This is a genomic window from Pseudomonas sp. PDM09 (genome assembly GCF_014852305.1).
Taxonomy (GTDB): Bacteria; Pseudomonadota; Gammaproteobacteria; order Pseudomonadales; family Pseudomonadaceae; genus Aquipseudomonas.
The window spans coordinates 35,273-59,756 of record NZ_JACVBI010000013.1 but is presented as its reverse complement, the minus strand read 5'-3'; the positions used below and the strand labels follow the sequence as shown (position 1 = coordinate 59,756).

Annotated in this window: 25 protein-coding genes; 12 read left to right on the top strand and 13 right to left on the bottom strand. The window is 58.6% G+C overall.

The features are described 5' to 3' along the window. Window positions 1–248: 248 nt before the first annotated feature. Window positions 249–632 (bottom strand): PaaI family thioesterase, encoded by a 384-nt coding sequence (locus tag IB250_RS26350; RefSeq protein ID WP_192346434.1) that lies wholly within the window; start codon window positions 630–632, stop codon window positions 249–251. After that, on the bottom strand, window positions 632–2,956 hold the full coding sequence (locus IB250_RS26345; protein ID WP_192346432.1) for a Tex family protein: 2,325 nt from the start codon (window positions 2,954–2,956) through the stop codon (window positions 632–634). Before IB250_RS26345 ends, IB250_RS26350 begins: the two co-directional genes overlap by 1 nt. A 360-nt stretch (window positions 2,957–3,316) precedes the next feature. Here IB250_RS26345 and ompR point away from each other — a divergent pair, with 360 nt between their 5' ends. After that, window positions 3,317–4,057, top strand: a complete 741-nt coding sequence (gene ompR / locus IB250_RS26340; RefSeq protein ID WP_007903084.1) for a two-component system response regulator OmpR — start codon at window positions 3,317–3,319, stop codon at window positions 4,055–4,057. A gap of 114 nt (window positions 4,058–4,171) precedes the next feature. Continuing rightward, window positions 4,172–5,485, top strand: coding sequence for an ATP-binding protein (locus IB250_RS26335; protein WP_123498188.1), 1,314 nt, complete (start codon window positions 4,172–4,174; stop codon window positions 5,483–5,485). A gap of 126 nt (window positions 5,486–5,611) precedes the next feature. On the opposite strand, the gene rimK is transcribed toward IB250_RS26335, so the two are convergent. Both rimK and IB250_RS26325 read right to left on the bottom strand, forming a co-directional pair. After that, entirely contained in the window at window positions 5,612–6,517 is a 906-nt protein-coding gene (gene rimK / locus IB250_RS26330) for a 30S ribosomal protein S6--L-glutamate ligase (protein ID WP_007903081.1), read from the bottom strand. Next, on the bottom strand, window positions 6,514–6,975 hold the full coding sequence (locus IB250_RS26325) for an ATP-dependent zinc protease (protein ID WP_173667533.1): 462 nt from the start codon (window positions 6,973–6,975) through the stop codon (window positions 6,514–6,516). The genes rimK and IB250_RS26325 overlap by 4 nt, the downstream gene beginning before the upstream one ends. Before the next feature lie 232 nt (window positions 6,976–7,207). Between IB250_RS26325 and IB250_RS26320 the strand changes: the two genes are divergently transcribed. From IB250_RS26320 to IB250_RS26310, 3 genes are all read left to right on the top strand, one after another. Beyond that, complete coding sequence (locus IB250_RS26320) at window positions 7,208–7,615, top strand: RNA-binding S4 domain-containing protein (RefSeq protein ID WP_007903079.1); 408 nt, start codon at window positions 7,208–7,210, stop codon at window positions 7,613–7,615. A gap of 225 nt (window positions 7,616–7,840) precedes the next feature. Beyond that, window positions 7,841–8,743, top strand: a complete 903-nt coding sequence (gene hslO, locus IB250_RS26315) for an Hsp33 family molecular chaperone HslO (protein ID WP_192346430.1) — start codon at window positions 7,841–7,843, stop codon at window positions 8,741–8,743. A gap of 179 nt (window positions 8,744–8,922) precedes the next feature. Then, the gene (locus IB250_RS26310) at window positions 8,923–10,464 is read left to right on the top strand and encodes a phosphoenolpyruvate carboxykinase (RefSeq protein ID WP_192346428.1); all 1,542 of its coding nucleotides are present in this window, start codon (window positions 8,923–8,925) and stop codon (window positions 10,462–10,464) included. 129 nt (window positions 10,465–10,593) lie between these two features. On the opposite strand, the gene IB250_RS26305 is transcribed toward IB250_RS26310, so the two are convergent. Then, a complete protein-coding gene (locus IB250_RS26305; RefSeq protein WP_192346426.1) occupies window positions 10,594–10,959 on the bottom strand; it encodes a DUF1493 family protein in 366 nt (121 codons plus the stop codon). 235 nt (window positions 10,960–11,194) lie between these two features. Between IB250_RS26305 and IB250_RS26300 the strand changes: the two genes are divergently transcribed. From IB250_RS26300 to IB250_RS26290, 3 genes are read left to right on the top strand one after another with little or no spacing between them, the layout of a single operon-like run. Further along, complete coding sequence (locus IB250_RS26300; RefSeq protein ID WP_401172055.1) at window positions 11,195–12,043, top strand: MarR family transcriptional regulator; 849 nt, start codon at window positions 11,195–11,197, stop codon at window positions 12,041–12,043. Continuing rightward, the gene (locus tag IB250_RS26295) at window positions 12,040–12,741 is read left to right on the top strand and encodes a hypothetical protein (protein WP_192346424.1); all 702 of its coding nucleotides are present in this window, start codon (window positions 12,040–12,042) and stop codon (window positions 12,739–12,741) included. Before IB250_RS26300 ends, IB250_RS26295 begins: the two co-directional genes overlap by 4 nt. Beyond that, a complete protein-coding gene (locus tag IB250_RS26290) occupies window positions 12,738–13,409 on the top strand; it encodes a PP2C family protein-serine/threonine phosphatase (RefSeq protein ID WP_192346422.1) in 672 nt (223 codons plus the stop codon). Before IB250_RS26295 ends, IB250_RS26290 begins: the two co-directional genes overlap by 4 nt. A 98-nt stretch (window positions 13,410–13,507) precedes the next feature. On the opposite strand, the gene IB250_RS26285 is transcribed toward IB250_RS26290, so the two are convergent. The 3 genes from IB250_RS26285 to IB250_RS26280 all read right to left on the bottom strand — a co-directional run bounded on the left by IB250_RS26285 (window position 13,508) and on the right by IB250_RS26280 (window position 14,685). Next, complete coding sequence (locus tag IB250_RS26285) at window positions 13,508–13,804, bottom strand: hypothetical protein (protein ID WP_192346420.1); 297 nt, start codon at window positions 13,802–13,804, stop codon at window positions 13,508–13,510. 338 nt (window positions 13,805–14,142) lie between these two features. Further along, window positions 14,143–14,310, bottom strand: a complete 168-nt coding sequence (locus tag IB250_RS29125; RefSeq protein ID WP_412548354.1) for a hypothetical protein — start codon at window positions 14,308–14,310, stop codon at window positions 14,143–14,145. A gap of 81 nt (window positions 14,311–14,391) precedes the next feature. After that, a complete protein-coding gene (locus tag IB250_RS26280) occupies window positions 14,392–14,685 on the bottom strand; it encodes a hypothetical protein (protein WP_008076544.1) in 294 nt (97 codons plus the stop codon). A 311-nt stretch (window positions 14,686–14,996) separates the two neighbouring features. Between IB250_RS26280 and IB250_RS26275 the strand changes: the two genes are divergently transcribed. From IB250_RS26275 to IB250_RS26260, 4 genes are all read left to right on the top strand, one after another. Further along, complete coding sequence (locus IB250_RS26275; protein ID WP_192346418.1) at window positions 14,997–15,491, top strand: polysaccharide deacetylase; 495 nt, start codon at window positions 14,997–14,999, stop codon at window positions 15,489–15,491. Between the two features lie 285 nt (window positions 15,492–15,776). Then, window positions 15,777–17,711, top strand: a complete 1,935-nt coding sequence (locus IB250_RS26270) for an ATP-dependent DNA helicase RecQ (protein WP_192346416.1) — start codon at window positions 15,777–15,779, stop codon at window positions 17,709–17,711. Between the two features lie 226 nt (window positions 17,712–17,937). Continuing rightward, complete coding sequence (locus tag IB250_RS26265) at window positions 17,938–19,164, top strand: 3-hydroxyacyl-CoA dehydrogenase (protein ID WP_192346414.1); 1,227 nt, start codon at window positions 17,938–17,940, stop codon at window positions 19,162–19,164. A 176-nt stretch (window positions 19,165–19,340) separates the two neighbouring features. Then, window positions 19,341–19,772, top strand: coding sequence for an acyl-CoA thioesterase (locus IB250_RS26260; RefSeq protein ID WP_192346412.1), 432 nt, complete (start codon window positions 19,341–19,343; stop codon window positions 19,770–19,772). 69 nt (window positions 19,773–19,841) lie between these two features. Here IB250_RS26260 and IB250_RS26255 read toward each other — a convergent pair whose 3' ends face one another. The 5 genes from IB250_RS26255 to IB250_RS26235 form a co-directional block, all read right to left on the bottom strand. Then, entirely contained in the window at window positions 19,842–20,330 is a 489-nt protein-coding gene (locus tag IB250_RS26255) for a glycine zipper domain-containing protein (protein WP_192346411.1), read from the bottom strand. Between the two features lie 288 nt (window positions 20,331–20,618). After that, window positions 20,619–21,485 (bottom strand): ABC transporter permease, encoded by an 867-nt coding sequence (locus tag IB250_RS26250; RefSeq protein ID WP_192346409.1) that lies wholly within the window; start codon window positions 21,483–21,485, stop codon window positions 20,619–20,621. Window positions 21,486–21,504: 19 nt separating this feature from the next. Further along, window positions 21,505–22,365, bottom strand: a complete 861-nt coding sequence (locus tag IB250_RS26245) for an ABC transporter ATP-binding protein (protein ID WP_192346407.1) — start codon at window positions 22,363–22,365, stop codon at window positions 21,505–21,507. Window positions 22,366–22,370: 5 nt separating this feature from the next. Next, window positions 22,371–23,396: an ABC transporter substrate-binding protein gene (locus IB250_RS26240; protein ID WP_192346405.1), complete on the bottom strand. Its 1,026-nt coding sequence runs from the start codon at window positions 23,394–23,396 to the stop codon at window positions 22,371–22,373. 15 nt (window positions 23,397–23,411) lie between these two features. Next, window positions 23,412–24,323, bottom strand: coding sequence for a TauD/TfdA dioxygenase family protein (locus tag IB250_RS26235; protein ID WP_192346403.1), 912 nt, complete (start codon window positions 24,321–24,323; stop codon window positions 23,412–23,414). Between the last annotated feature and the right edge of the window lie 161 nt (window positions 24,324–24,484).

Here is a 24,484-nt window from a genome sequence, read left to right as displayed (position 1 = left end):
AAGACGGTCTACAAGGGTGAAGTTAAAACTGGCGTTTTCGCCTGGTTTTCGGGCCGCACTGGCCTGCTGTCAGCCAGCCAGGGATTGATCGCCGCAATCCCTGTGGGAGCGGGCTTGCTCGCGAAGAGGGCGTGTCCGTCAACACTGAAGTTGCCTGATACACCGCCTTCGCGAGCAAGCCCGCTCCCACAGAAAACTCCGACGCTGCAGTCACAGCGCCGAAATTAACTCAAATTGATGATTGGGGGCTACAGGACAGCGAACGTGCCTTGTGCTTTTGCGACCAGTTTGTCGCCTTGCATCACATCGGCCTCGACCACCAGCGTGCGCCGGCCCGGATGGATCACCCGTGCCGTGCACATCACTTCACCGTCGGCGACAGCGCGGATGTAGTTGATCTTGCACTCGATGGTCGCGCTCTGCTGGTCAAAGCCGTGGGTGCTGGAACAGGCCAGCCCCATGGCAATGTCCACCAGACTGAACAAAGCCCCGCCATGCAGCTTGCCGCCGCGATTGCGCAGTTCTGGCTCAAGCGCCAGGGCGACTTGCGCCACCCCGGCTTCCAGGCTGTGCAAGCGACACCCCAGCAGCTTGAAAAATGCGCTTTCGGTCAAGCCGGCCGGGATCTCCATCAGCGTTTTTTCAACTGTTTGGCGTTGGCGAACAGCGAGGCCATGGCGTTGTTGGCCGGGGCTGCTGCGGTGGTTTCCTTGCGCGGGGCGGTGTTCTGGGATTGGCGTGGTGCCGACCCCGGACGCGCGCCACGGGCACCGTCGATTTTCTCGCCCGGCGTGTCGCTCATGCGCATCGACAGGCCAACGCGTTTGCGCGGGATGTCGACTTCCATGACCTTCACCTTGACCACATCACCGGCCTTCACCGCTTCGCGCGGATCCTTGATGAACTTCTCCGACAGCGCGGAAATATGCACCAGACCGTCCTGATGCACGCCGATGTCGACGAAGGCGCCGAAGTTGGTCACGTTGGTGACCACGCCTTCGAGGATCATCCCCAGTTGCAAGTCCTTGAGGTCTTCGACGCCTTCCTGGAACTCGGCGGTCTTGAACTCGGGACGCGGGTCGCGACCGGGTTTTTCCAGCTCTTGCAGAATGTCGGTGACCGTCGGCAGACCGAACGTTTCATCGGTGTACTTCTTCGGATCGAGACGTTTGAGGAAGCTCGCGTCGCCGATCAGCGAGCGAATGTCGCGGTCGGTTTCAGCGGCAATGCGCTGCACCAGCGGATAGGCTTCCGGGTGAACCGCGGACGAATCCAGCGGGTTGTCGCCATTCATTACACGCAGGAAACCCGCAGCCTGTTCGAAAGTTTTTTCACCCAGACGCGCGACTTTCTTCAACGCCGCACGGGTTTTGAACGCGCCGTGCTCGTCGCGGTGACTGACGATGTTCTGCGCCAGGGTCGCATTGAGGCCGGAGATGCGCGCCAGCAGCGCCACGGAAGCGGTGTTGACGTCGACGCCGACGGCGTTCACGCAGTCCTCGACCACCGCGTCCAGGCCGCGCGCCAGTTTCAGCTGCGACACGTCGTGCTGGTACTGGCCAACGCCGATGGATTTCGGATCGATCTTCACCAGCTCGGCCAGCGGATCCTGCAAACGACGGGCAATCGATACCGCGCCACGGATCGATACGTCGAGGTCCGGGAATTCCTTGGAGGCCAGTTCCGACGCCGAGTACACCGATGCGCCGGCCTCGGAGACCATGACTTTGGTCATCTTCATGGCTGGGTATTTTTTGATCAGCTCAGCGGCGAGCTTGTCGGTTTCACGGCTGGCGGTGCCGTTGCCGATGGCAATCAGGTCCACCGAATGCTTGGCGCACAGGGCGGCGAGCACGGCGAGGGTCTGGTCCCACTTGTTGTGCGGCACGTGCGGGTAAACCGTGGCGTGATCCAGCAGCTTGCCGGTGGCATCGACCACGGCGACCTTGCAGCCGGTGCGCAGGCCCGGGTCGAGGCCCAGGGTGGCGCGCGGGCCGGCCGGGGCCGACAGCAGCAAGTCGTGCAGGTTGTGTGCGAACACGTTGATTGCTTCGGTTTCTGCGCCGTCGCGCAGCTCGCCCAGCAGGTCGGTTTCCAGATGGGTGTACAGCTTGACCTTCCAGGTCCAGCGCACCACTTCGCCCAGCCATTTGTCGGCGGCGCGGTTCTGGTTCTGGATGCCGAATTGCTGGCCGATCATGCCTTCGCACGGGTGCATGGTGCCCGGCAGTTCATCGCCGACTTTCAGCGCGGAACTGAGAATGCCTTCGTTGCGGCCACGGAAAATCGCCAGCGCGCGGTGCGATGGCATGCTTTTCAGCGGTTCGTCGTGTTCGAAATAGTCGCGGAACTTGGCACCCTCCTCTTCCTTGCCGGCGATCACGCGGGCACTGAGGGTGGCTTCCTGCTTGAGGTAGTTGCGCAATTTGTCCAGCAGGCCGGCGTCTTCGGCGAAGCGCTCCATGAGGATGTACTTGGCGCCTTCGAGGGCGGCTTTCACATCGGCCACGCCTTTTTCGGCGTCGATGAAGCGCGCGGCTTCGGTTTCAGGGTTCAGGGTCGGGTCGTTGAACAGACCGTCGGCAAGCGTACCGAGGCCGGCTTCCAGGGCGATCTGACCCTTGGTGCGGCGCTTCTGCTTGTACGGCAGGTACAAGTCTTCGAGGCGGGTCTTGGTGTCGGCGAGTTTGATGTCGCGTTCGAGTTGCGGGGTCAGTTTGCCCTGCTCTTGAATGCTGGCAAGGATGCTGATCCGCCGCTCGTCGAGTTCTCGCAGGTAGCGCAGACGCTCTTCCAGATGACGCAACTGGATGTCATCGAGGCTGCCGGTCACTTCTTTCCGGTAGCGGGCGATGAAGGGCACCGTGGAGCCTTCATCGAGTAGCGCGACGGCCGCTTCGACCTGTTGTGGGCGTACACCGAGTTCCTCGGCGATGCGGCTGTTGATGCTGTCCATAAAACCACCTGACAAATTGTGAAAGCAGGCTCGCAGGCGCAGAGATAAAGGCTCGGCGAGTCTGGTTGAGCGGCCTGGCGTGCGCCGCTACCTGAGCCAACAGGCTTCCCGTTGACCCGTGAAATCGAACAATTACTGCCAGCGCCATGAAAAAAAAGTGGCTGCTTACAGTAACGATCAGACGTTGCCTGACACAAAAGGCCGCGCATTATAACCAGCGTTCTATCCATTCGGGGGCATCGCGGGTTGTAGGCACAATGCCCGGTTTTCTGGCGGTGAAGGAAAAATCTGCTAACAATGCACACGGTGCGTATAACGGCAGCTACGCCATAATGCGCGCCGAGATCAAAGGAGCATCCAATGAGCAGCACTGCAAACATTGCTGAAGGCGAAAAAATTCTTATTGTTGACGACGATCCCGGGCTGAGCAGCCTGCTGGAGCGCTTTTTCGTCAGCAAGGGCTACCGCGCCCGCGCCGTCCCAAACACGGAACAAATGGACCGCCTGCTGGCGCGTGAAGTGTTCAACCTGGTGGTCCTCGACCTGATGCTGCCCGGCGAAGACGGCCTGACCGCTTGCCGCCGCCTGCGCACGGCGAACAATCAGATTCCGATCATCATGCTGACCGCCAAGGGCGATGAACTTAGCCGCATCAAGGGCCTGGAACTGGGCGCCGACGATTACCTGGCCAAGCCGTTCAACCCGGACGAGTTGATGGCTCGGGTCAAAGCGGTTCTGCGTCGTCAGGCGGCACCGGTGCCGGGGGCCCCGGGCAGCGAAGACGAAAGCGTGACCTTCGGTGACTACGAATTGTCCCTGGCCACCCGCGAACTCAAGCGCGGCGACGAAGTGCATATGCTCACCACCGGTGAGTTTGCGGTGCTCAAGGCGCTGGTCATGAACGCGCGTCAACCACTGACCCGCGACAAACTGATGAACCTGGCCCGTGGCCGCGAATGGGATGCCCTTGAGCGTTCCATCGATGTGCAGATCTCCCGTCTGCGCCGGATGATCGAGCCCGATCCATCCAAACCACGCTACATCCAGACTGTCTGGGGCGTGGGTTACGTGTTCGTTCCGGATGGCGCCGCCACGAAGTGATCGGTGATTTGTAGGAGCGGGTCTTGCGGGCAAGGGATCAGATGACCTTTCCCGCAGACCCGTGATCCGCAATATGCGAGCATGCTCGCTCCTGCAAGTGTGTAGCGGTTACTCATGAAAACCCCTGTTTGGTTCCCCCAGAGCTTCTTCTCCCGCACCCTGTGGCTGGTGCTGATCGTCGTCCTGTTCTCCAAGGCGCTGACCCTGGTTTATCTGTTGATGAACGAAGATGTGCTGGTGGATCGCCAATATAGCCACGGCGTCGCCCTGACGCTGCGTGCCTATTGGGCCGCCGATGAAGAAAACCGCACCAAAATCGCCGATGCCGCGACCCTGATCCGGGTGGTGGGTGCCGGTGTGCCAGAAGGCGAACAGCACTGGCCCTACAGCGAGATCTACCAGCGCCAGATGCAGGCCGAACTGGGCGCCGACACCGAAGTGCGATTACGCATGCACTCACCGCCGGCGCTGTGGGTGCGGGCACCCAGCCTGGGCGATGGCTGGCTGAAAGTGCCGTTGTATCCGCACCCATTGCGCGGCCAGAAAATCTGGAATGTGCTCGGCTGGTTCCTCGCCATTGGCCTGCTGTCCACCGCCTCGGCGTGGATTTTCGTCAGCCAGCTCAATCAACCGCTAAAACGCCTGGTCTATGCCGCGAGGCAACTGGGTCAGGGCCGCAGCGTGCGCCTGCCGATCAGCGATACACCGAGCGAAATGACCGAGGTTTATCGCGCCTTCAACCAAATGGCTGAAGACGTCGAACAGGCCGGCCGCGAGCGAGAACTGATGCTGGCCGGGGTTTCCCACGACCTGCGTACGCCCCTGACCCGTTTGCGGCTGTCCCTGGAGCTGATGGGTGCCCACAGTGACCTGACAGACGACATGATCCGCGACATCGAAGACATGGACGCGATTCTGGATCAGTTCCTGGCCTTCATTCGTGACGGACGTGATGAGTCGGTGGAAGAAGTGGACCTGAGCGATCTGGTTCGCGAAGTTGCCGCGCCGTATAACCAGAACGAAGAGAGAGTGCGCTTGCGCCTGGAACCGATCCAGCCGTTCCCGCTACGGCGGGTGTCGATGAAACGGTTGCTGAACAACCTCATCGGCAATGCCTTGCATCACGCCGGCAGCGGCGTTGAAGTGGCGGCTTATGTGTCCGGGGATACCAGTGCGCCGTATGTGGTGCTGAGCGTCATGGACCGTGGCGCGGGAATCGACCCGTCGGAGCTGGAGGCGATCTTCAACCCGTTTACCCGTGGCGATCGGGCCCGGGGCGGTAAGGGGACCGGGTTGGGGTTGGCGATCGTGAAGCGGATCGCTTCGATGCATGGCGGGAATGTCGAGCTGCGCAACCGCTCCGGTGGTGGGCTGGAAGCGCGGGTGCGGTTGCCGCTTGGGTTGATGTTGCCGCGGGATGCGGTCTAACCCGATCATTCCCACGCTCTGCGTGGGAATGCCTCTTCGGACGCTCCGCGTTCGGCTCTGGAGGGAACGCGGAGCGTCCCGGGCTGCATTCCCACGCAGAGCGTGGGAACGATCACCGAGTCAGCTTCAGCCTTTCCCTTTGGTCCGCGTCATATTCGGCCCGCCATTCTTCTCCAGATGCTCAATAATGATCCCCGCCACATTTTTCCCGGTGGTGGTTTCAATCCCTTCAAGCCCCGGCGACGAATTCACTTCCATCACCAGCGGGCCATGATTGGAGCGCAGGATATCCACCCCCGCCACCGCCAAGCCCATGACCTTCGCCGCTCGCAAAGCAGTCATTCTTTCTTCCGGTGTGATCTTGATCAGGCTCGCACTGCCACCGCGATGCAGGTTGGAGCGAAACTCCCCCGGCTTGGCCTGACGCTTCATCGCCGCGATCACTTTGTCGCCGACCACAAAGCAACGAATGTCCGCGCCGCCGGCTTCCTTGATGTATTCCTGAACCATGATGTTTTGCTTCAGGCCCATGAAGGCCTCGATCACCGATTCCGCCGCCGTGGCCGTTTCACACAGCACCACACCGATGCCCTGAGTGCCTTCCAGCACCTTGATCACCAGCGGTGCGCCGTTGACCATCTCGATCAAGTCAGGAATGTCATCCGGGGAGTGGGCAAAGCCGGTGACCGGCAAACCGATCCCTCGGCGCGACAGCAATTGCAGCGACCGCAGTTTGTCTCGCGAACGGGCAATGGCTACCGATTCGTTGAGCGGAAACACCCCCATCATTTCGAACTGGCGCAGCACCGCGCAGCCGTAAAACGTCACCGATGCACCGATCCGCGGAATCACTGCATCGAAACCCTCCAGCGGTTTGCCACGGTAGTGGATCTGCGGCTTGTGGCTGGCAATGTTCATGTAGGCGCGCAAGGTGTCGATCACCACCATTTCATGGCCACGCTCTATACCGGCTTCGACCAGACGACGGGTGGAATACAGACGCGGGTTCCGCGACAGCACAGCGATCTTCATGCAACACCTGTGGAGAAGGTAGATACCGGGAACACCGGCTTGTCTTGTACATATTTAATGCCCGGATTGACCACCAACTGGCCGTCGATCAGGGCTTTTGAACCGAGTAACAGGCGATAACGCATGGACTTGCGGCAGGCGAGGGTGAACTCGACCCGCCAGACCCGATCACCGAGGGCCAGGGTGGTGCTGACCACATAGCGCATCTGCGCATGGCCATTGGAGCTTTTAATGGTTTTCCTCGTTACCAGCGGGGCTTCGCAGCGCCGGTGCCGCAGTTGCACCACCGTACCCAGGTGCGCAGTGAAGCGCACCCACTGTTCCCCGTCGCGCTCGAACGGCTCGATGTCGGTGGCATGCAGGCTGGAGGTGCTGGCGCCGGTGTCGATTTTTGCCCGAAGGCCAGCGACTCCCAAATCCGGGAGCGCCACCCACTCGCGCAGACCGATAACGGTCAAATGGTCAAATGTCTTCAAAAGTGCTCAACCGGCAAAAACCGCTCAGGCCGCGTGCGGCCGAATTCGCGGTATTCACGCAGAATAATGGGTAAAAGGCGACAGATATCTACTGCCCGAATTTCCATCCCTCAATGTGCGGGGGAATGCCTGCATTCTAATCCACAGCGTGGTGATTCATGGCACGACAGAAACGGTAGTACAGTTCATCGATATTTCAGAATGAGGTCATCCAATGGCACAAAAAAGCGAAGAGGACGACAAGGTCCGTCTCGATAAATGGTTGTGGGCCGCGCGTTTTTATAAAACACGTGCCTTGGCCAAGGCCGCGATTGAAAGCGGCAAGGTGCATTGCCGGGGCGAGCGCTGCAAGCCAGGCAAGGAGCCGAGGGTCGGCGATGAGTTTCAGATTCGCACCGGCTTCGAGGAGCGCACGGTGGTGGTCCAGGCGCTGTCGATCGTGCGTCGTGGCGCGCCGGAGGCTCAGGCCCTGTATGCCGAAACCGAAGCCAGCATTGCCAAACGCGAAGCGGCTGCGGCCATGCGCAAGGCCGGAGCATTGGGCGTGAGCACCGATGGCAAACCGAGCAAGAAGCAGCGCCGGGATCTGTTCAAGTTTCGCGGTAACAGCAACGACGAGTAGTGATCGCCGTCGGGCACAGACTTGCAATCGCACACCTGTGCAGCCATATGGGTGTACTCGACAGCGGCCAAATGAAAATACCGTTCGTCGAAAACCGAGGTTTGACCTTGCTTGGAACAACCCCGGATTGTTCATAAAATGCCCTTACGGCTGAACGTTGCCCGCCCAAAAATGCGGAAATGACGCGATTTTTCTTTTTTGTCACCCTTTCAGATACCCAGACCTATGACCCATCTATCGGATAACGACTTCACCCAACGCTTCATCTTCGATGACAGCGACACCCGCGGCGAGCTGGTTGGGTTGGAGCGTAGCTATGCCGAAGTCCTCGCCAAACACGCCTATCCGGAGCCGGTCGCACAACTGCTGGGCGAGTTGATGGCAGCGGCAGCGTTGCTGGTTGGCACCTTGAAGTTTGATGGCTTGCTGATTCTGCAGGCCCGTTCCGAAGGCCCGGTGCCGTTGCTGATGATCGAGTGCTCCAGCGAGCGCGAAATTCGTGGCCTGGCTCGTTACGAAGCCGACCGGATTGCCCCGGATGCGACCCTTGCCGATCTGATGCCCAATGGTGTCCTGGCGCTGACCGTCGACCCGACTCAGGGCCAGCGCTATCAGGGCATCGTCGATCTCGACGGTGAAACCCTGGCCGATTGCTTCACCAACTACTTCGTCATGTCCCAACAGACCAATACCCGCTTCTGGCTCTATGCCGATGGCCGTCGTGCCCGCGGCCTGTTGCTGCAGCAACTGCCTGCCGACCGTCTGAAAGACGAAGAAGAACGCGCCGCCAGCTGGCAGCACATCACCGCCCTGGCCAGTACCCTGACAGCCGATGAATTGCTGAGCCTGGACAACGAAACCGTGCTCCATCGTCTCTACCATGAAGAGCAAGTGCGCCTGTTCGATGTGCAGAAACTACGTTTCCGTTGCAGCTGCTCTCGGGAACGCTCGGGCAATGCGCTGGTCAGTTTGGGTCTGGAAGATGCTCAAAAGCTGGTCGTCGAACATGGCGGCCGTATCGAGATCGATTGTCAGTTTTGCAACGAACGTTACCTGTTCGACGCAGCCGATATCACCCAATTGTTTGCTGGTGCAGGGGTCGATACGCCGTCAGATACCCGTCACTAAAACGTTTCAGCGCAGGTAAATTCACTGCTTAACGCCGGAATAACGCCGTTCTGACGGGAGGACCCTACACTTTTTGGGCTTTTCTGGCATAATCCGGCCCACTTTTTTCGCGGTAGTAGTGCACGACTTTCTACTACAAAACGTTTGGAGCACTCGGCCACTGGCCGACGGGGAACCTCATGACGCAAGCCAATAACGCCGTGTACACCGATCTGAGTGTTGATGATCTGGTTAAAGAAGCCCTGAATCGCGGTGAAGGCGAGCTTGCCGATACCGGCGCGCTGGTTGTTCGCACCGGTCACCGTACCGGCCGTTCGCCAGTCGATCGTTTCATCGTTGAAGAGCCGACCACCCAGGACGCCATCGCCTGGGGCCCGATCAACCGCAAGTTCCCGGCCGACAAATTCGATGCCCTGTGGGCTCGCGTCGAGGCCTTCAACAACGCGCAAGAGCATTTCGTTTCCCACGTGCACGTAGGTGCTGCCGAAGAGCACTACCTGGCCGTGAAGATGACCACCCAGACTGCCTGGCAGAACCTGTTCGGTCGTTGCCTGTTCATCAACCCGGCCCAGTACAACCCGGCTGGCCGTGAAGAGTGGCAAGTCCTCAACGTTGCCAACTTCGAATGCGTGCCAGAGCGTGACGGCACCAACTCCGATGGTTGCGTGATCATCAACTTCGCCCAGAAGAAAGTGCTGCTGGCGGGCATGCGTTACGCCGGCGAAATGAAGAAAGCCATGTTCTCGGTGCAGAACTTCCTGCTACCGGCCGCCGATGTGCTGCCGATGCACTGCGCTGCCAACATCGGCGAAGCGGGCGACGTGACCCTGTTCTTCGGTCTGTCGGGCACCGGCAAGACCACCCTGTCCGCCGACGAAAGCCGTTACCTGATCGGTGACGACGAGCACGGCTGGGGCGAGGGCGTGGTGTTCAACATCGAAGGCGGTTGCTATGCCAAGTGCATCGACCTGTCCGAGAAGAACGAACCCGTCATCTGGAAAGCCATCAAGCACGGCGCAGTCCTGGAAAACGTGGTGCTGGACGACGCCAAGAAGGCCGACTACGCCGATGGCAGCCTGACCCAGAACAGCCGCGCAGCCTACCCGCTGGAGCACGTCGAGAAGCGTTCCGAGAAGAACCTCGGTGGCGAGCCAAACGCGGTGATCTTCCTGACCTGCGACCTGACCGGCGTATTGCCGCCAGTGTCGATCCTCAGCGAAGAACAAGCGGCCTACCACTTCCTGTCCGGCTACACCGCTCTGGTGGGCTCGACCGAAATGGGTTCCGGCAGCGGCATCAAATCGACCTTCTCCACCTGCTTCGGCGCACCCTTCTTCCCGCGCCCGGCTGGCGAATACGCAGAACTGCTGATCAAACGCATCCGCGGCTTCGGCTCCAAGGTCTACCTGGTCAACACCGGCTGGACCGGCGGCGGCTACGGCGTCGGCAAACGCTTCAACATCCCGACCACTCGTGGCGTGATTGCAGCGATCCAGAGCGGCGCGTTGATCGGTGCTGAAACCGAACACCTCGACACCATCAACCTCGACGTGCCACTGGCCGTACCGGGCGTTGAGACTGGCCTGTTGAACCCACGTAACACCTGGGCTGACAAGGCTGCTTACGATGAAGCTGCTAAAGCGTTGGCTGGGTTGTTTGTTGAGAACTTCAAGAAGTTTGATGTAAGCGACGCGATCAAGGCTGCTGGGCCGAAGTTGTAAGGCCTGGATTTAGCGAATGAAAAAGCCGCCCTTTGAGGGCGGCTTTTTTGTGGGCGCGATTCGGACCATCAGAAATACAACTGCCATTATTCCAGCTGAAAAAGCGCTAAACAGCCAGAATAATGCCACTTACGCGTTCGAACAGATGCCTTCCAACTTCTCAGTGTCCCACCGTTGCACCTTGATCGCGTTGTAGAGCATTCCGATAGTCAGCGGGACTTTGTCGCCACGACCCTTGGCCCGACGCTTGAGAAACACATCAAACCCTTCCGGCTGAAAGTAGCGATAAGCGTCGTAGTCAACGAAGTCGATGGCGAACTGTTCCTCCAACGCTTCCATCAGATGCCGCGCATCAGCACCGTCACAACCCAGGTCAAAGTTGATCGAGGTGGTGAGGCTGAGCGTTTTGCGTTCGGGCAGGCCGAGTTCTTCGTGCAGCAGCTGCATGAGCAGGTGCATGGTGTGGTCGTCGGGGAAGTTGGGGGCGAGGTTCATGGTGCTGTCCGTGGAGTGCATGCGATGGGGGATGATTGCATGGACTTGAGCATGACGGCATTCGAATGGCTCAGTCGTTTCAGAAGCTGTTACAGCTTTGGGAAATCTCCCACACCACGTCCTACATCTTCGTTTTTTCGCATTTGTTAGCGTGAGAGCCTTTGCGTCAGCTAGTGCGCGTGGGTGCATAGGTGTCGTGCTGTTACAAAAATGCCTTGACTATAAAAGTTTACGCATGCGACAAGTGTCCACGTTTTATGGAATGTGGACACTTGGAGTGATTGGGTTCATGAAGAGTCAAGATATTTTTCTTCTGTTCAAAATGGTCAGTCTCCACGCGCAGGAAGAAGGCTTCCAAATGGGGGGGCCAGTTTCGACGCCCGCTATCGGCAGCGCACCGATCCCTAACGTAGGTTTCGCCCTGAATGTGTCTGGAGCAGGGCATGGTGCCTTCGCTGATTCAAAATCCGAGGCTGCTTCTGCCGGCCCTACAGAGCAGGACCAGCACCCGGATTGGGGGGTATTCGGTTCGAACACGGCCGAATGGGGTATGCAGTCGCTGGCAGATTGGGAGGGGTGGGATGAACCTGCGCTGGAAACGCCGATTACCAGTTGGGCCGAGTGCTATTCACTCAGAGCCCTTTCATCCTCACTAGGACTTAGCAAGAGTGAGGTATCAAATTCGATTGCTCGTTGCCGCGAAGCAGGACTTCTGACCAATGATTTTGAAACCTCTCTGCCGAAGGTCAATCGTCGAGCGTTGCTGGGTATTGCAGAGCATGCGCTCAAATATTTTTTCCCTGTGAGGCTGGGTGCAATTGTCCGTGGCATCCCGACGGGCTTTGCCGCGCCGGCGCTGTCCAGGCACCTTAAAAGCGCAGGTGATCTGATTCCCGTCTGGCCCGATCCGATCGGTAGTGAGAGAGGTCAAGCCATTGAGCCTCTGTACAAGACTGTGCCTGATGCCGTGAAGAAGGACCGGACGCTTTATCACTATCTGGCGCTTGTTGATGCGGTAAGGGTTGGAGGACCAAGGGAGAGCAAAGTAGCCATTAATTTGCTGAAGGCAGGTATGGGTTTATGAGTGCGAATGCTGACCACAACTACCAGATGATTGAGTTCGTCGCGCAGGGATTGGGGGATGAGTTTTTATCGGAAGTGGCCTTTGTTGGCGGGTGCACAACCGCAATGCTGGTCACAGATGAAGCTGTGCTCGACGATATTCGCTTCACCGATGACGTTGACTTGGTGATTGAACTTGCGGGTATTCCAGCCTGGGAGAAGTTAACGCAGCGCTTGGCCGCTAAGGGCTTCAAGATCACAGGAGAGGATGAGGTCAATTGCCGATTCCGGTTCAACGACATCATTGTCGATGTGATGCCGTCAGATGCAGCGGTGCTTGGCTATGCCAACCGCTGGTTCGTAGAGGGGCTCGCTCACGCGGTGACGTTCGTGTTACCAGGCGGGACAGCTATTAAGATTTTCAAGCCACCCTATTTCCTGGCCACCAAGCTTGAAGCCTTCAGCGGTCGTGGCGAAGGAGATCCGTATCACAAGGATGTGGAGGATATCGTCATTTTAATCGACGGTCGGCCGGAGCTATTGGAAGAGATTTTGAGCGCTGATGCTGAGCTAGTGCAGTTCATTGCCAGTGGTGTCGGGGACCTGGCCAAACTCAATGGCATTGACTATGCGATTCAAAGCTCAAGCTCCGTGAGAGCCAACCCGGAACGCGGCAAGCTCATTTTTCAACGTATGAAAGAGTTGAGCCGACTAGGATGATCTACGCGACCAGATCCGTAAAAGGGCAGGCCAGGGAAGAAAATCGCGATTACGCTGATGCAGTGTTCGATGGGGTCAGAGGCCTATTCGTTATTGTGGACGGCACATCGAAGGCCGGTAGCGGTCAACTTGCCCAAGGGTTGGTTCAGAGACTGATGGACACCTATCAGTCGAGAGTCGAGCAGGGAAGCGGCGACGATACTCATGAGTTGGCTACACAGTTGATTCGGTCAGTGCTCACTGATCTACATGCCCCACTATTTTCTGAGCTCTGCGGATCAACCAGCTACTTGGTGGCAGTTGTCGCAAACGGCTTGCTGACGATTGCTTACGAGGGTGACTGCGGCTGCGGGATAGTTGATGCGGGGATGGGCATTGGGTGGATAACGACGCCTCATTGCCTGGCCAATTGGAAGCGCGACCGATCACACCGCGAGCTGGCGTGCGATCCAGCGCGTAACCGGATTACTCGAAGCTACAAAATAGGCAAAGCGCCTGATCCGGAGATCGTGATTCGAAATGCTCTGGCAGGTGAGCGGCTAGTTTTTGCTACGGACGGTTTCTGGGCCGATATGAGCGAGGCTTTCCAGGCTGAGGTTTTGAGGACTCCTGAAATTGCTATCACTGACATGGACGATGACGTTACCTGGATTGACGTTCGTTTATAGATGTCTGGCGATTTGTGTTCAGAATTGAAATTACGCGTGTATTCATCGCAGGCAAGCCAGCTCTCACAAGGGCGTGGCTTGCCTGTTAGTGCTTAACGTCAGGCAGGCGCTTTCCAGCCCATCATGCGTTGCTGGGCGACCTGTAGCAGATCGCAGCCATCCTGGGTCAGCAAGAAGAGCGCGTGGGTGATGTGGGGGATGTCTTCTACGTCGCCGTGTTTGAAGCAAACGCAGTGCAAGGTTTTGAGGAGATCGCTGGACGCTCGGATGCGCTGGAGGGCGGCTTCGAGGATGTCCTGGGGGTTGGCCTCTGTGTCGATGATCAGGGGCGGGGAATCGGTGAGGTTGGTTTGGAGTGGGCGGTAACGATCGGTGAGCGGTTTCCATGAATTCATTGTGTTTATCCTCAAATGCATCAAATGAAGCCACCACCATCGTGACCAAGCGATGGGAGGTGGACTGTGTTCAGGTTGGTCAACCGGTGAGGATCACACGCATACCCGGCACGCCCGAAGGCGTCCCAAACACAGCCACCATAAAGCGTGCAGACACTTGAGGTGCCGGCAGCATACAGCGAACGCGTAAGTATGATCCATTCGGGTGACCAAGCCCGAGCCGCTGATTTGGCAGCGACAGTCACGACTATAGGTGTGAGTTGCGGGCAGCGATAGGCGACAAGGTGTCTTCGGTTGTAGGAACGGGATGAAGCTTTGATAGGCCGTTGCTGACGGACTTATCCCTTCCGCATTTTCTCTCGTTTAATTGCCATTACGCGTTTGACTTCTTGATTGGGAATGCAGGGACGAGGGTCGTCGAGGCTGGCTTGTACTTGTGCTCTGAACCATGTGCCGCAGGCCGCTTTATCGAGTTGTCGTTGAGCATCGGATGTTTCGTTTTTCATCAGGCATACCGCGTTATCGTTCATCGCGGGCAAGCCCGGCTCCCACAGGGATCTTCATGTGGTTCTGGATTTGCTCTGGCATCAATTGGTGGTGATTCTCGGCAGTCGCTGCCGGGCAACTTCAAGCAATTCGTGACCATCCTGGGTCAGCAGGTACAGCGCACTGACGATGTTTGGAATGTCTTTCACGTCAGCCTGTTTGAAGCACAGGCAATAGAGCGTTTCGAGCAAATCGCTGGCGGCGCGGATGCGTTGCTGGGCGGCGTCGAGAATCTCGTGAGGATTGGCTTGGGTGTCGATGACCAGCACGGGGGTTTCGCTGTAGCTGGTTTTGAGCGGGCGATAGCGGTTGGTTAACGGTTGGAACGTGTTCATCGAGGTCAGTCCTGTGGGAAATCGGGCAGGCTCGCCGGCGGGCCGACACAGTGTTTTCAGCCGAGTCGGAAACTATAGAGGGCTGCAGCGAGGCGTCGCAATAAGACGTAAATGGACGGGTTTTGTAGGGGGTTTACCGGCGCTATCGACCTTTGCCTACGCACGTTCCGACTATTTTTTAAGCTTTTCCCCCGAGAGGTCGATATTCCTACGGGATTGTCAGGCGTGGCGCACTGAATCTCCGTAGGGTGCGCGCCAGATTTTGTAGGACGTTTCGAAACGTCTGAGTCGACTCTTAAAGGGAATTAGGTATGCAATGGCTACGTATGGCCTCGATTTTGTTGTTATGGGCCGGTGTTTGGCGGATCGCGGGCGCTACCGATGCGGGTCATTCGCTGGCTCTTGAACATACCGGTTGGCCCGATGCCCTGACCACCCAGGCAGATGTCGACACTGCATCCCGCGCCGAGGTGTTGATGGTGGGCAAGGCGCTGCTGGCCAGCGAAGCGCTGGATGAACAGGGTCTGAAACAGCGACTGGGTGTGCAGGCTGTGAAGCTCAAATCGGTCAGACAAGTGCGTGACGGGTTGTGGGATCGGTTGCTGGTCACCTACCGCAATGCCAGTCAGGACTGCGACGGCGAACTCTTCTGCCCACGTGTGCGCAACGTCGCTGATTTGCGTCAGTTGGCGGCGGCGTTCACGGGCGAAATCAGCCCGGCTTATGCAGTTTGGGCGAGCAAGAGCCGAGTGTTTCATGAGCAGGCGCTGGATGAGCAGTTGCGGGTGGCGGTGTTGGTGCCCTGATTTTTTATTAATGTTTTATTGATGTTTTTTGGGTGATATTGCTGGCCTCTTCGCGAGCAAGCCCGCTCCCACAGTTGACCGCGTTCTTACGTAGGAACTCGGTCTAATGTGGGAGCGGGCTTGCTCGCGAAAACGATCTGCCAGCCGCCCCATTCCCTGCGCCGTGCAGTCTCCCCGACCTATCCGCTGTATCATCCAGTATCGTTTTTACCCCGACCTTTTCTCGACTCGTTGCGTTCGCCGGCTAGGCTTTGGGCTTCGCAGCGGTCAACGGAGTGACAGCTTATGCACAACACCCTGGAACAGGTTTTCGGTTACCCACAGTTTCGACCCGGCCAGGAGGCGGCGGTCAGTGCTGTGTTGGCCGGGCGCTCGGCGGCGGCGATTTTCCCGACCGGTTCGGGCAAGTCTCTTTGCTATCAACTGCCGGCCTTGTTGCTGCCGCACCTGACGTTGGTTGTGTCGCCCCTGTTGGCGTTGATGCAGGATCAGTTAGCGTTCTTGCAGCGCCACGGCATTGCGGCGGGCAGTATCGATTCGGCCCAGAGCCGCGATGACGCCAGCGATGTGATGGCCCGCGCAAAGTCCGGCGAGCTGAAGATTCTGATGATTTCCGTGGAGCGTCTGAAGAACGAGCGCTTCCGCCATTTTTTGCAGCAGGTGCCGATCTCGCTGCTGGTGGTGGACGAGGCCCACTGCATCTCTGAATGGGGCCATAACTTTCGCCCCGATTACCTCAAGCTGCCGGACTATCAGCGCCAGTTCAACATCCCTCAGGCGCTGCTGCTGACCGCCACCGCGACACCCAAGGTGATCGCCGACATGCAGGCTAAATTCGCCATTGCCCCTGAGGATGTGGTGACGACCGGTTTCTACCGGCCCAACCTCAATCTGTTGGTGGAACCGGTACGCGGCCAGGACAAGCGACGACGCCTTGTCGAGTGGATGAGCCAGCGTCCCGGCCAGCCTAGTATTGTCTACGTCACCCTGCAGAAAACCGCCGAGCACATCGCCGAACATCTGGGGCGCAGTGGCATTCAGGCCGAGGCCTATCACGCCGGTTTGCCGCACGAACAGCGCGAAGCAATCCAGCGGCGGTTCATGGGTGGGCAGTCCAATTGCATCGTCGCCACCATTGCCTTCGGCATGGGTATCGATAAAAGCGATATCCGCAACGTGGTGCATTTCGACCTGCCCAAATCCATCGAAAACTACAGTCAGGAAATCGGTCGCGCCGGGCGTGACGGGCAGCCATCCGATTGCCTGGTGCTGGCCAACCGCGACAGCCTCAACGTGCTGGAAAACTTCGTCTACGGCGACACGCCGGAACGGGACGGCATTCGTTGCGTGCTCGACGAGTTGCAAGCCACTGCGCCCGAGGGGCAATGGGAGTTTCTGCTGGGACCTTTGGCCGATCAGAGCAACATTCGCCAGTTACCGCTCAAGACTTTGCTGGTGCAGCTGGAACTGCGCGCAATGATCGCCCCGCGTTATGCCTATTACGCCGAATACCGCTTCAAGTATTTGCAGGAACCCGAAGCATTACTTGCCCGATTTGAAGGTGAACGAAAGGACTTCGTCTCGGCGATCATCCAGACCTCCAGCCGCGCACGGACCTGGGCCACGGTGAATTTCGATGCGCTGTATGAGCAGTATTCCGCCGAGCGCAGTCGGGTGGTCAAGGCGCTGGATTATTTTCAGGAAAAGGGCTGGGTCGAGGTCGAAAGCAAGCAGATGACCGAGGTCTACAGCCTGCTGCAAGCGGACTTTGATTCCCAAACCCTGAGCGCTGAATTGCACGCCTACTTCACCCAACACGAGCGCACCGAGATCGCGCGAATTCACGCCATGCTCGATCTGTTCGCTACCGACCACTGCCTGGGTTACCGCCTGGCCGAGTACTTCGGCGACGATCACGCACCCCGGCAGTGTGGGCATTGTTCCGTGTGTCACGGTCACGTGGGGCGATTGCCAGCGCCACCGGAATTGCCAGCGCTTGTGGATAAAAATTTCGAGGCGCTGTGTGGTGATTTTATCCACAGGCACGAGCAGCACACGGGGAGTGTTCCATCGGCAGAGCGCGTGACGCGGTTTCTGTGTGGGATCAGCGTGCCGCTGTTTACCAAGCTCAAGGCGCGGTCGATTCCGGGGTTTGCGGCGTTGGAGGATTATCCGTATGGCGACGTGCGCGACTGGGCCCAAGCGCATCTACCAAGTTGAAACACCGTCAATGTGTGCGGGCTTGCTCGCGAAGAGGCCATCAGAATCAACATTGATGTTGCCTGACACACCGCTTTCGCGAGCAAGCCCGCTCCCACAGGGATATCGGTGTTTTTGAAAGCTTATCCATCCCCTGAATGTCGCTCATCACAGGAATAAACTTCAAAAAAGCCCGGCGCCTGACTATGGTGAGGACTGTCTTTGGATCGCTAACAAGAGAACAATCATGAGCCAGACACCGTTCGATATTCAGCGCGCCGCCGTGATCGGCGCCGGCACCATGGGCCGTGGCATTGTCATGTGCCTGGCCAACGCCGGGGTGCCGGTGCAATGGGTCGATAACAATCCGCAGATGCTTGAGCAAGCGCTGACCAGCGTGGCTGAGACTTACGCCCACAACGTGCGTCAGGGGCGGATCGATCAGGCCGAGGCGGATGCGCGCATTGCACGGGTAACGGCGGCTGCCGATTACGCGGCGATCCGCGACGTCGATCTGGTCATCGAAGCGGTCTACGAAAATCTCGAGTTGAAACAGAAGATCTTCCGCGAACTCGACGGCCTGATGAAACCTGAAGCGATTCTGGCCAGCAATACCTCAGCGCTGGACATTGACGCCATTGCTGCTGCCACACGCCGTCCGCGACAGGTCCTGGGCCTGCATTTCTTCAGCCCGGCGCACATCATGAAATTGCTGGAGATCGTGCGCGGCGCCCAGACGGAGCCGGCGGTACTCGATGCAGCCTTGGCCCTGGGCCAACGCATGGGCAAGGTCAGCGTGGTGTCGGGCAACTGTCATGGCTTCATCGGCAACCGCATGCTGCATCCGTACGTGCTCGAAGCGCGCAAGATGCTGCTGGAGGGCGCTTTGCCTTATCAGATGGATGCGGCGCTGCAAGATTTTGGTTTCGCCATGGGGCCGTTCCGCATGTACGACGTGGTTGGCATCGACCTGGAGTGGCGCGCTCGGGAGTTGGCTGGCAAAGGCCAGGATGCGCCGGAGGTTCAAGTGGACAACCGCTTGTGCGAGCTGGGGCGTTTTGGTCAGAAGAGTGGCGATGGGTATTACCACTACGAACCGGGCAGTCGTCAGGCTGAGCACGATCTGGAAGTCGATGCGCTGGTGCTGGAAATCAGCGAAGGGTTGGGGTTCCAGCGTCGCGAGATCAGCCCTGAAGAGATTCTGGAGCGTTGTTTGCTGGCGCTGGTCAACGAAGGAGCGAAGATTCTTCAGGAAGGCATCGCGGCATCGGCGCACGACATCGACCTGGTCTATCTCAACGGTTATGGCTTCCCGGCGGACAAGGGCGGGCCGATGGCCTGGGCGGATCAGCAAGGGTTGGAAGCTATTCATCTGCGGTTGTTGCAGCTTGAGACCAAGCAGGGCGATCACTGGGCGCCGGCGCGGTTGATTGGTGAACTGGCGGCAGAGGGGCGAGGGTTCGCTGACATGTGATTTTATGTGGCGTTTGTGAAGGCCCCTTCGCGAGCAAGCCCGCTCCCACACTGGATCTCAGACGTACACAAAACCTGTGTCCAATAAAGATTGAATGTGGGAGCGGGCTTGCTCGCGAAGAACGATAACGCGGTTTACACCTTAGACTCGCTGTTCAACCCCAGGAACTGACGCTGATGTCCAACCCGATGCCCCAACGCACCGACTACCCGCACTTCCAGCCCATCACCACTCGCTGGCACGACAATGACGCCTACGGTCATGTCAACAATGTCACCTACTACAGTTTTTTCGATACGGCGGTAAACACCTACCTGATCGAAGTCGGTGGCCTGGATATCCATGACGGCGAGGTGGTGGGGTTTGTGGTGAGTTCGGCCTGCGACTACTTTGCCTCTATCGCTTTCCCGGACCGGATCGAAATCGGCCTGCGGGTTGGCAAGTTGGGCAACAGTTCGGTGCAATACGAATTGGCGGTGTTCAAGGCAGGTGAAGATGATGCCTGTGCGGCGGGGCGCTTCGTGCATGTGTTCGTGGATCGGACCACGAATCAACCGGTGGCAATTCCTGCCGGATTGCGCGGGGCGTTGGAGCGGCTAGCGGTTTGAGGAGCAAAAAAAATCGCAGCCCGAGGGCTGCGATTCTTTGATCTACCGGTAAACGAGGCGATTCAAGCCTCAGTCGCGATAGTGATGTTTATGCTTGCGATGGCCATAGGCATGACCACGACCTGGATGGCCGCGACGGTAGTAACCACGATCGTCATCATCGTAACCACGACGATAGGAACGACGATCATCGTCGTCGCTCTTGTTGCCCATGTAGTTACCCAGCGCGCCACCGGCGCCGCCACCTGCTGCGGAGCCGATCAGGCTGCCGGTGGTGCCGCCCATGCTGCGGCCGACCACGTTACCACCTGCTGCGCCCAGCGCACCGCCAATGGCGGCTTCGCCACGGCTGCGTTTGTCTGCGCCGACTGCGCTACCACCCGCGCCACCCAGGGCCGCGCCAATGGTTGAACCTGTACTGCCGCCTAGCGATTGACCGACGACCGAGCCAAGAACCCCGCCCAATGCGCCGCCCACACCAGCTTCGGTGGTGCCGCCTGCAGAAGCGAAGCCACTGACCAGGCCAAGGGACAACAAGAGAATCGAGGAGAACTTCATAGAGGAACCTCAAGGGGATGACGGCGCGATCCTGAGGCTGTGTCATGGTTGTGACAATAGAAATCCGACGAGTAACACGACTTGAGCACAATTCTATAAGTTACTGTTTTTTGGGCGGAACTTAAGTGTTTTTCACCGGTCTTTAACTACTTCGCAAAGGCCGTTTTGATACAGAAACGGCCTTTTTTGTGGGCGATTGGAAAGTGCGGCTCGAAAAAATTCGTTGAATGTTCTAACGCCATCGCGAGCAGGCTCGCTCCCACAGGGCCAGGTCAGACACCGCAGAACCTACCGCTGCATCCCCCACCGCTTCACCGTCACCCGCTCCAACGTATCAAACACCAGGTTTTCCACCAGCAACCCAATCAGGATCACCACCGCTAACCCGGCAAACACCTTGTCGGTATACAGCTCATTACGATTCTGGAAGATGTACCACCCCAAACCACCCTTGCCACTGGTAGCGCCAAACACCAATTCGGCGGCGATCAGCGTACGCCAGGCGAAGGCCCAGCCGATTTTCAGCCCGGCAAGAATCGACGGCAACGCGGCCGGGATCAGGATGAACAACACGAAACGGATGCCCTTGAGGCCGTAATTGCGCCCGGCCATGCGCAAGGTTTCCGAGACACCGAGAAACCCGGCATAGGTGTTCAAGGCCAACGCCCAGAGCACCGAATGCACCAGTACAAAAATCAGGCTGTTCTGCCCCAGGCCAAACCACAGCAGCGCCAGCGGCAACAGGGCAATCGCGGGCAACGGGTTGAACATCGAGGTCAGCGTGCTCAGCAAATCGCGACCGAATCGGGTCGATACCGCCAGCGTCGTCAGGACAAACGCCAGAACGATGCCAATCAGGTAACCCTTGAGCAAAACAACCAGCGAAATCCACACCTTGCTCAGCAGTTCGCCGCTGAGCAGGCCATCCTGCAGCGCGCTGGCGGTTTGCAAAAAGCTCGGCAGCAGCAGGTCGTTGTTCTGATAACGGGCAACGGCTTCCCAGAGCACCGCGAGCAAAATCAGGATCAGGCTTTTGCGTAGCCAGCCTTGCTGCCAGAGACGCTGGCCGAGCGGTAATTCACGCTCCAGCGGTACGCTGGTCAGCGGCTGCAAAACCGTTTCGTACTCTTTACGCGCAGATGATGAATGGCTCATCGGGCAATCCTCCAATGACTCAATACGCGATGCGAATGTCGGCGAAATCCAGCGCACGCTCGGTTTCCGGCGACTGGCCTTCGTCGAACAACAGCCGATGAATCCGCCGCGCCGATTCCTGGAACGCCACGCCACCCAAGCTGTGCAAGTCGTATTGATGGCTGTGGACTTCCGCCCGCACCCGACCCGGATGAGGCGACAGCAGCAAAATCCGGTTGCCCACCACCAACGCCTCTTCGATGGAGTGAGTGACAAACAGCAGCGTGAAACGCACCTCCTCCCAGAGCAGCAACAACTCTTCCTGCATCTTGCGCCGGGTCAGCGCATCAAGGGCAGCGAAGGGCTCGTCCATCAACAGGATCTTCGGCTGCATCGCCAAGGCGCGAGCAATGGCCACGCGAGCTTTCATGCCGCCAGACAAGGTATGCGGGTAGGCATCGGCAAACGCCGCCAGACCGACCTTGTCCAGATAGTGCAGCGCCCGCTCTTCAGCCTCTTTGCGCTTAAGGGTTTTGGAAGCGAGCAGCGCAAACATCACGTTCTGTTTGACGGTTTTCCACGGTGGCAGTTGATCGAACTCCTGGAACACCACGATCCGGTCCGGCCCTGGCGCATCGACCCGCTGGCCTTGCAGGCGAATCTCACCCTCACAGGGCGGGATGAACCCGGCAACGGCTTTGAGCAACGTCGACTTGCCGCAGCCCGAAGGACCGAGCAGCACAAAGCGGTCCGCCGGATCGATCTCGAAACTGACCTGATGGGTCGCTCGAACCACCCGCGCAGGCGTGCGGTATTCCAGGCTGACCTGGTCGACCGACAGCAGCGCTTGAGCTGCCGCGATCGGCTTGCTGGCCGTGTGGCCTTGCAAAGGGGCGTTCATGTCGGTCAGCTCCCTTGCAGCGGCTGGGCGTCCTGGAAGAAGTAATCCTTCCACGAGTCCGGCTTGTTTTTGATCGCGCCGACGCGATAGAGGAACTCGGCCAATGGGTAGGTATTTTTCGGTGTGATGCTGAACTCGAACTGCGGGTTGTCGATGATTTTCAGCAATGCCGCGCGGTCGATTTTGGCCTTGGTGACACGGATGTAAGTGTCGGCCGCCGCACCTTTATCGTTCTGCGCAAACTCGGCTGCTTCAGTCAGCGCGGCGATGAAGGCTTTGTAGGTTTTCGGGTTCTCGTCGCGGAATTTCTCGGTGGCGAACAGCACCGTCGGCGAGTTCGGACCCAGCAAGTCATAGGTGTTCAGCACCACATGCACGTTGGGGTTTTGCAGCGCCTGATCCTGGAACGGCGGGTTGGAGAAGTGCCCACTCAACTCGGTACCGCCGGCGATCAGTGCCGCGGTGGCATCCGGGTGCGGAACGGCGATGGTGTACTTGTCGAGGCGATTGAATTCCTTGTCGCCCCATTGCTTGGCCGCCGCGTATTGCAGGAAGCGCGACTGCACCGAGACCCCGACCGCCGGCACCGCAATGCGGTCCTTTTCGGTGAAGTCGGCGATGGTTTTGACCTTGGGATTATTGCTCACCAGGTAGTAAGGGAAGTTGCCCAGGGAGGCCACGGCTTTGACGTTTTGCTTGCCGTGGGTGCGGTCCCAAATGGTCAGCAGCGGGCCGACGCCGGCTCCGGCAATGTCGATGGAACCGGAAAGCAACGCATCATTGACCGCTGAGCCGCCAGAGAGCTGGGTCCAGTCGACCTTGATGTCGATGCCTTCCTGCTTGCCGTACTTCTCGATCAGGTTCTGATCGCGCACCACGTTGAGCAGCAGATAAACGATGCCGAACTGTTCGGCGATACGAATTTCACCTTCGGCGTGAGCCACGGTCGGCGCCACCAGGCTGCCGGTGAGCAGGCTGAAACCCAGGCCAATGGCCGCAGCCAAGGGTGCAAATGGAAGACGTTTGGACATGGGAATTCTCCGAAATCAGAAAGGCGCGTCGCCCTGGATGGTGGTGCGATACAACTTGCGGCGCAGATGGCTGGGGCATCCGGCGGCGAGGTGAATCAGCGAACGGTTGTCCCAGAACACCAGGTCGTGGGCCTGCCATTGATGGCGGTAAATGTTTTGCGCCAGCACGCTGTGGGCGTAGAGCTCGTCGAGCAATTGTTTGCTCTCGTCTTCCGGCAAACCGACGATGCGGGTGGTGAAGCCCTCGCTGACGAACAACGCCTTGCGCCCGTTTTCCGGGTGGGTGCGGACGACGGGGTGAACCACTTCGGCGACCTGAGCGAGTTGCTCCGGCGTCAGGGTCGGGCGCCAGTTACCCTCGAATTTGCTCTCGCTGTAGCGCGCCGTGTAGGAGTGCGCGGCCGAGCGTCCTTTGACGGCTTTGCGCAGTGCTTCGGGCAGGCTGTCCCAGGCTTTGTGCATGTCGGCGAACAGCGTGTCGCCACCTTCGGACGGCAGCTCCTGGGCATGCAGCATCGAGCCCAGGCTCGGCAGTTCTTTATAGGACAGGTCCGAATGCCAGAACTTGCCGGCGTCACCGAGGCCAATGGATTGGCCGTTCTCGATGATGTTGGAAACAATGAGAATTTCCGGATGCCCTGCCAGCAGAAATTGCTTGAGTACATGGATCTGCAACACACCGAAACGGCGGCTGAAGGCGATCTGCTGTTCGGGAGTAATGCGTTGGTCGCGGAACACCACCACGTGATGATCCAGGTGCGCGCGATGGACACGGGCAAAATCCCGGTTGTTGATCGGGCGGGACAGGTCCAGGCCGATGATTTCAGCACCGACGGCGCCGCTGAACGGGCGGATTTCGAAGGATTGCGACGCGATGGCGGCGACGCTGGTTGACACAGGCTTTGGAGAAAAAGAGACGGCTGACATAAAAATCACTCCCACGCACTGCGCGCTCAAGGGCGCGCATCGATCAGAAACTCACGGAGGTCCCGTGTTGGTTCGTGTCGTGCGGCGCGCCGATTGGTCGGCAGGTACGCAGGGGAGTGACTTTATAGGTATAAGAATTGAAATTTAAATACCGTTAACGA

Excerpts from the sequence above, each read along its gene's own strand:
- IB250_RS26350 (WP_192346434.1), bottom strand. The coding sequence starts at position 632 with ATGGAGATCCCGGCCGGCTTGACCGAAAGCGCATTTTTCAAGCTGCTG.
- IB250_RS26345 (WP_192346432.1), bottom strand. The coding sequence starts at position 2,956 with ATGGACAGCATCAACAGCCGCATCGCCGAGGAACTCGGTGTACGCCCA.
- ompR (WP_007903084.1), top strand. The coding sequence starts at position 3,317 with ATGAGCAGCACTGCAAACATTGCTGAAGGCGAAAAAATTCTTATTGTT.
- IB250_RS26335 (WP_123498188.1), top strand. The coding sequence starts at position 4,172 with ATGAAAACCCCTGTTTGGTTCCCCCAGAGCTTCTTCTCCCGCACCCTG.
- rimK (WP_007903081.1), bottom strand. The coding sequence starts at position 6,517 with ATGAAGATCGCTGTGCTGTCGCGGAACCCGCGTCTGTATTCCACCCGT.
- IB250_RS26320 (WP_007903079.1), top strand. The coding sequence starts at position 7,208 with ATGGCACAAAAAAGCGAAGAGGACGACAAGGTCCGTCTCGATAAATGG.
- hslO (WP_192346430.1), top strand. The coding sequence starts at position 7,841 with ATGACCCATCTATCGGATAACGACTTCACCCAACGCTTCATCTTCGAT.
- IB250_RS26310 (WP_192346428.1), top strand. The coding sequence starts at position 8,923 with ATGACGCAAGCCAATAACGCCGTGTACACCGATCTGAGTGTTGATGAT.
- IB250_RS26305 (WP_192346426.1), bottom strand. The coding sequence starts at position 10,959 with ATGAACCTCGCCCCCAACTTCCCCGACGACCACACCATGCACCTGCTC.
- IB250_RS26300 (WP_401172055.1), top strand. The coding sequence starts at position 11,195 with ATGCGACAAGTGTCCACGTTTTATGGAATGTGGACACTTGGAGTGATT.
- IB250_RS26295 (WP_192346424.1), top strand. The coding sequence starts at position 12,040 with ATGAGTGCGAATGCTGACCACAACTACCAGATGATTGAGTTCGTCGCG.
- IB250_RS26290 (WP_192346422.1), top strand. The coding sequence starts at position 12,738 with ATGATCTACGCGACCAGATCCGTAAAAGGGCAGGCCAGGGAAGAAAAT.
- IB250_RS26285 (WP_192346420.1), bottom strand. The coding sequence starts at position 13,804 with ATGAATTCATGGAAACCGCTCACCGATCGTTACCGCCCACTCCAAACC.
- IB250_RS29125 (WP_412548354.1), bottom strand. The coding sequence starts at position 14,310 with ATGAAAAACGAAACATCCGATGCTCAACGACAACTCGATAAAGCGGCC.
- IB250_RS26280 (WP_008076544.1), bottom strand. The coding sequence starts at position 14,685 with ATGAACACGTTCCAACCGTTAACCAACCGCTATCGCCCGCTCAAAACC.
- IB250_RS26275 (WP_192346418.1), top strand. The coding sequence starts at position 14,997 with ATGCAATGGCTACGTATGGCCTCGATTTTGTTGTTATGGGCCGGTGTT.
- IB250_RS26270 (WP_192346416.1), top strand. The coding sequence starts at position 15,777 with ATGCACAACACCCTGGAACAGGTTTTCGGTTACCCACAGTTTCGACCC.
- IB250_RS26265 (WP_192346414.1), top strand. The coding sequence starts at position 17,938 with ATGAGCCAGACACCGTTCGATATTCAGCGCGCCGCCGTGATCGGCGCC.
- IB250_RS26260 (WP_192346412.1), top strand. The coding sequence starts at position 19,341 with ATGTCCAACCCGATGCCCCAACGCACCGACTACCCGCACTTCCAGCCC.
- IB250_RS26255 (WP_192346411.1), bottom strand. The coding sequence starts at position 20,330 with ATGAAGTTCTCCTCGATTCTCTTGTTGTCCCTTGGCCTGGTCAGTGGC.
- IB250_RS26250 (WP_192346409.1), bottom strand. The coding sequence starts at position 21,485 with ATGAGCCATTCATCATCTGCGCGTAAAGAGTACGAAACGGTTTTGCAG.
- IB250_RS26245 (WP_192346407.1), bottom strand. The coding sequence starts at position 22,365 with ATGAACGCCCCTTTGCAAGGCCACACGGCCAGCAAGCCGATCGCGGCA.
- IB250_RS26240 (WP_192346405.1), bottom strand. The coding sequence starts at position 23,396 with ATGTCCAAACGTCTTCCATTTGCACCCTTGGCTGCGGCCATTGGCCTG.
- IB250_RS26235 (WP_192346403.1), bottom strand. The coding sequence starts at position 24,323 with ATGTCAGCCGTCTCTTTTTCTCCAAAGCCTGTGTCAACCAGCGTCGCC.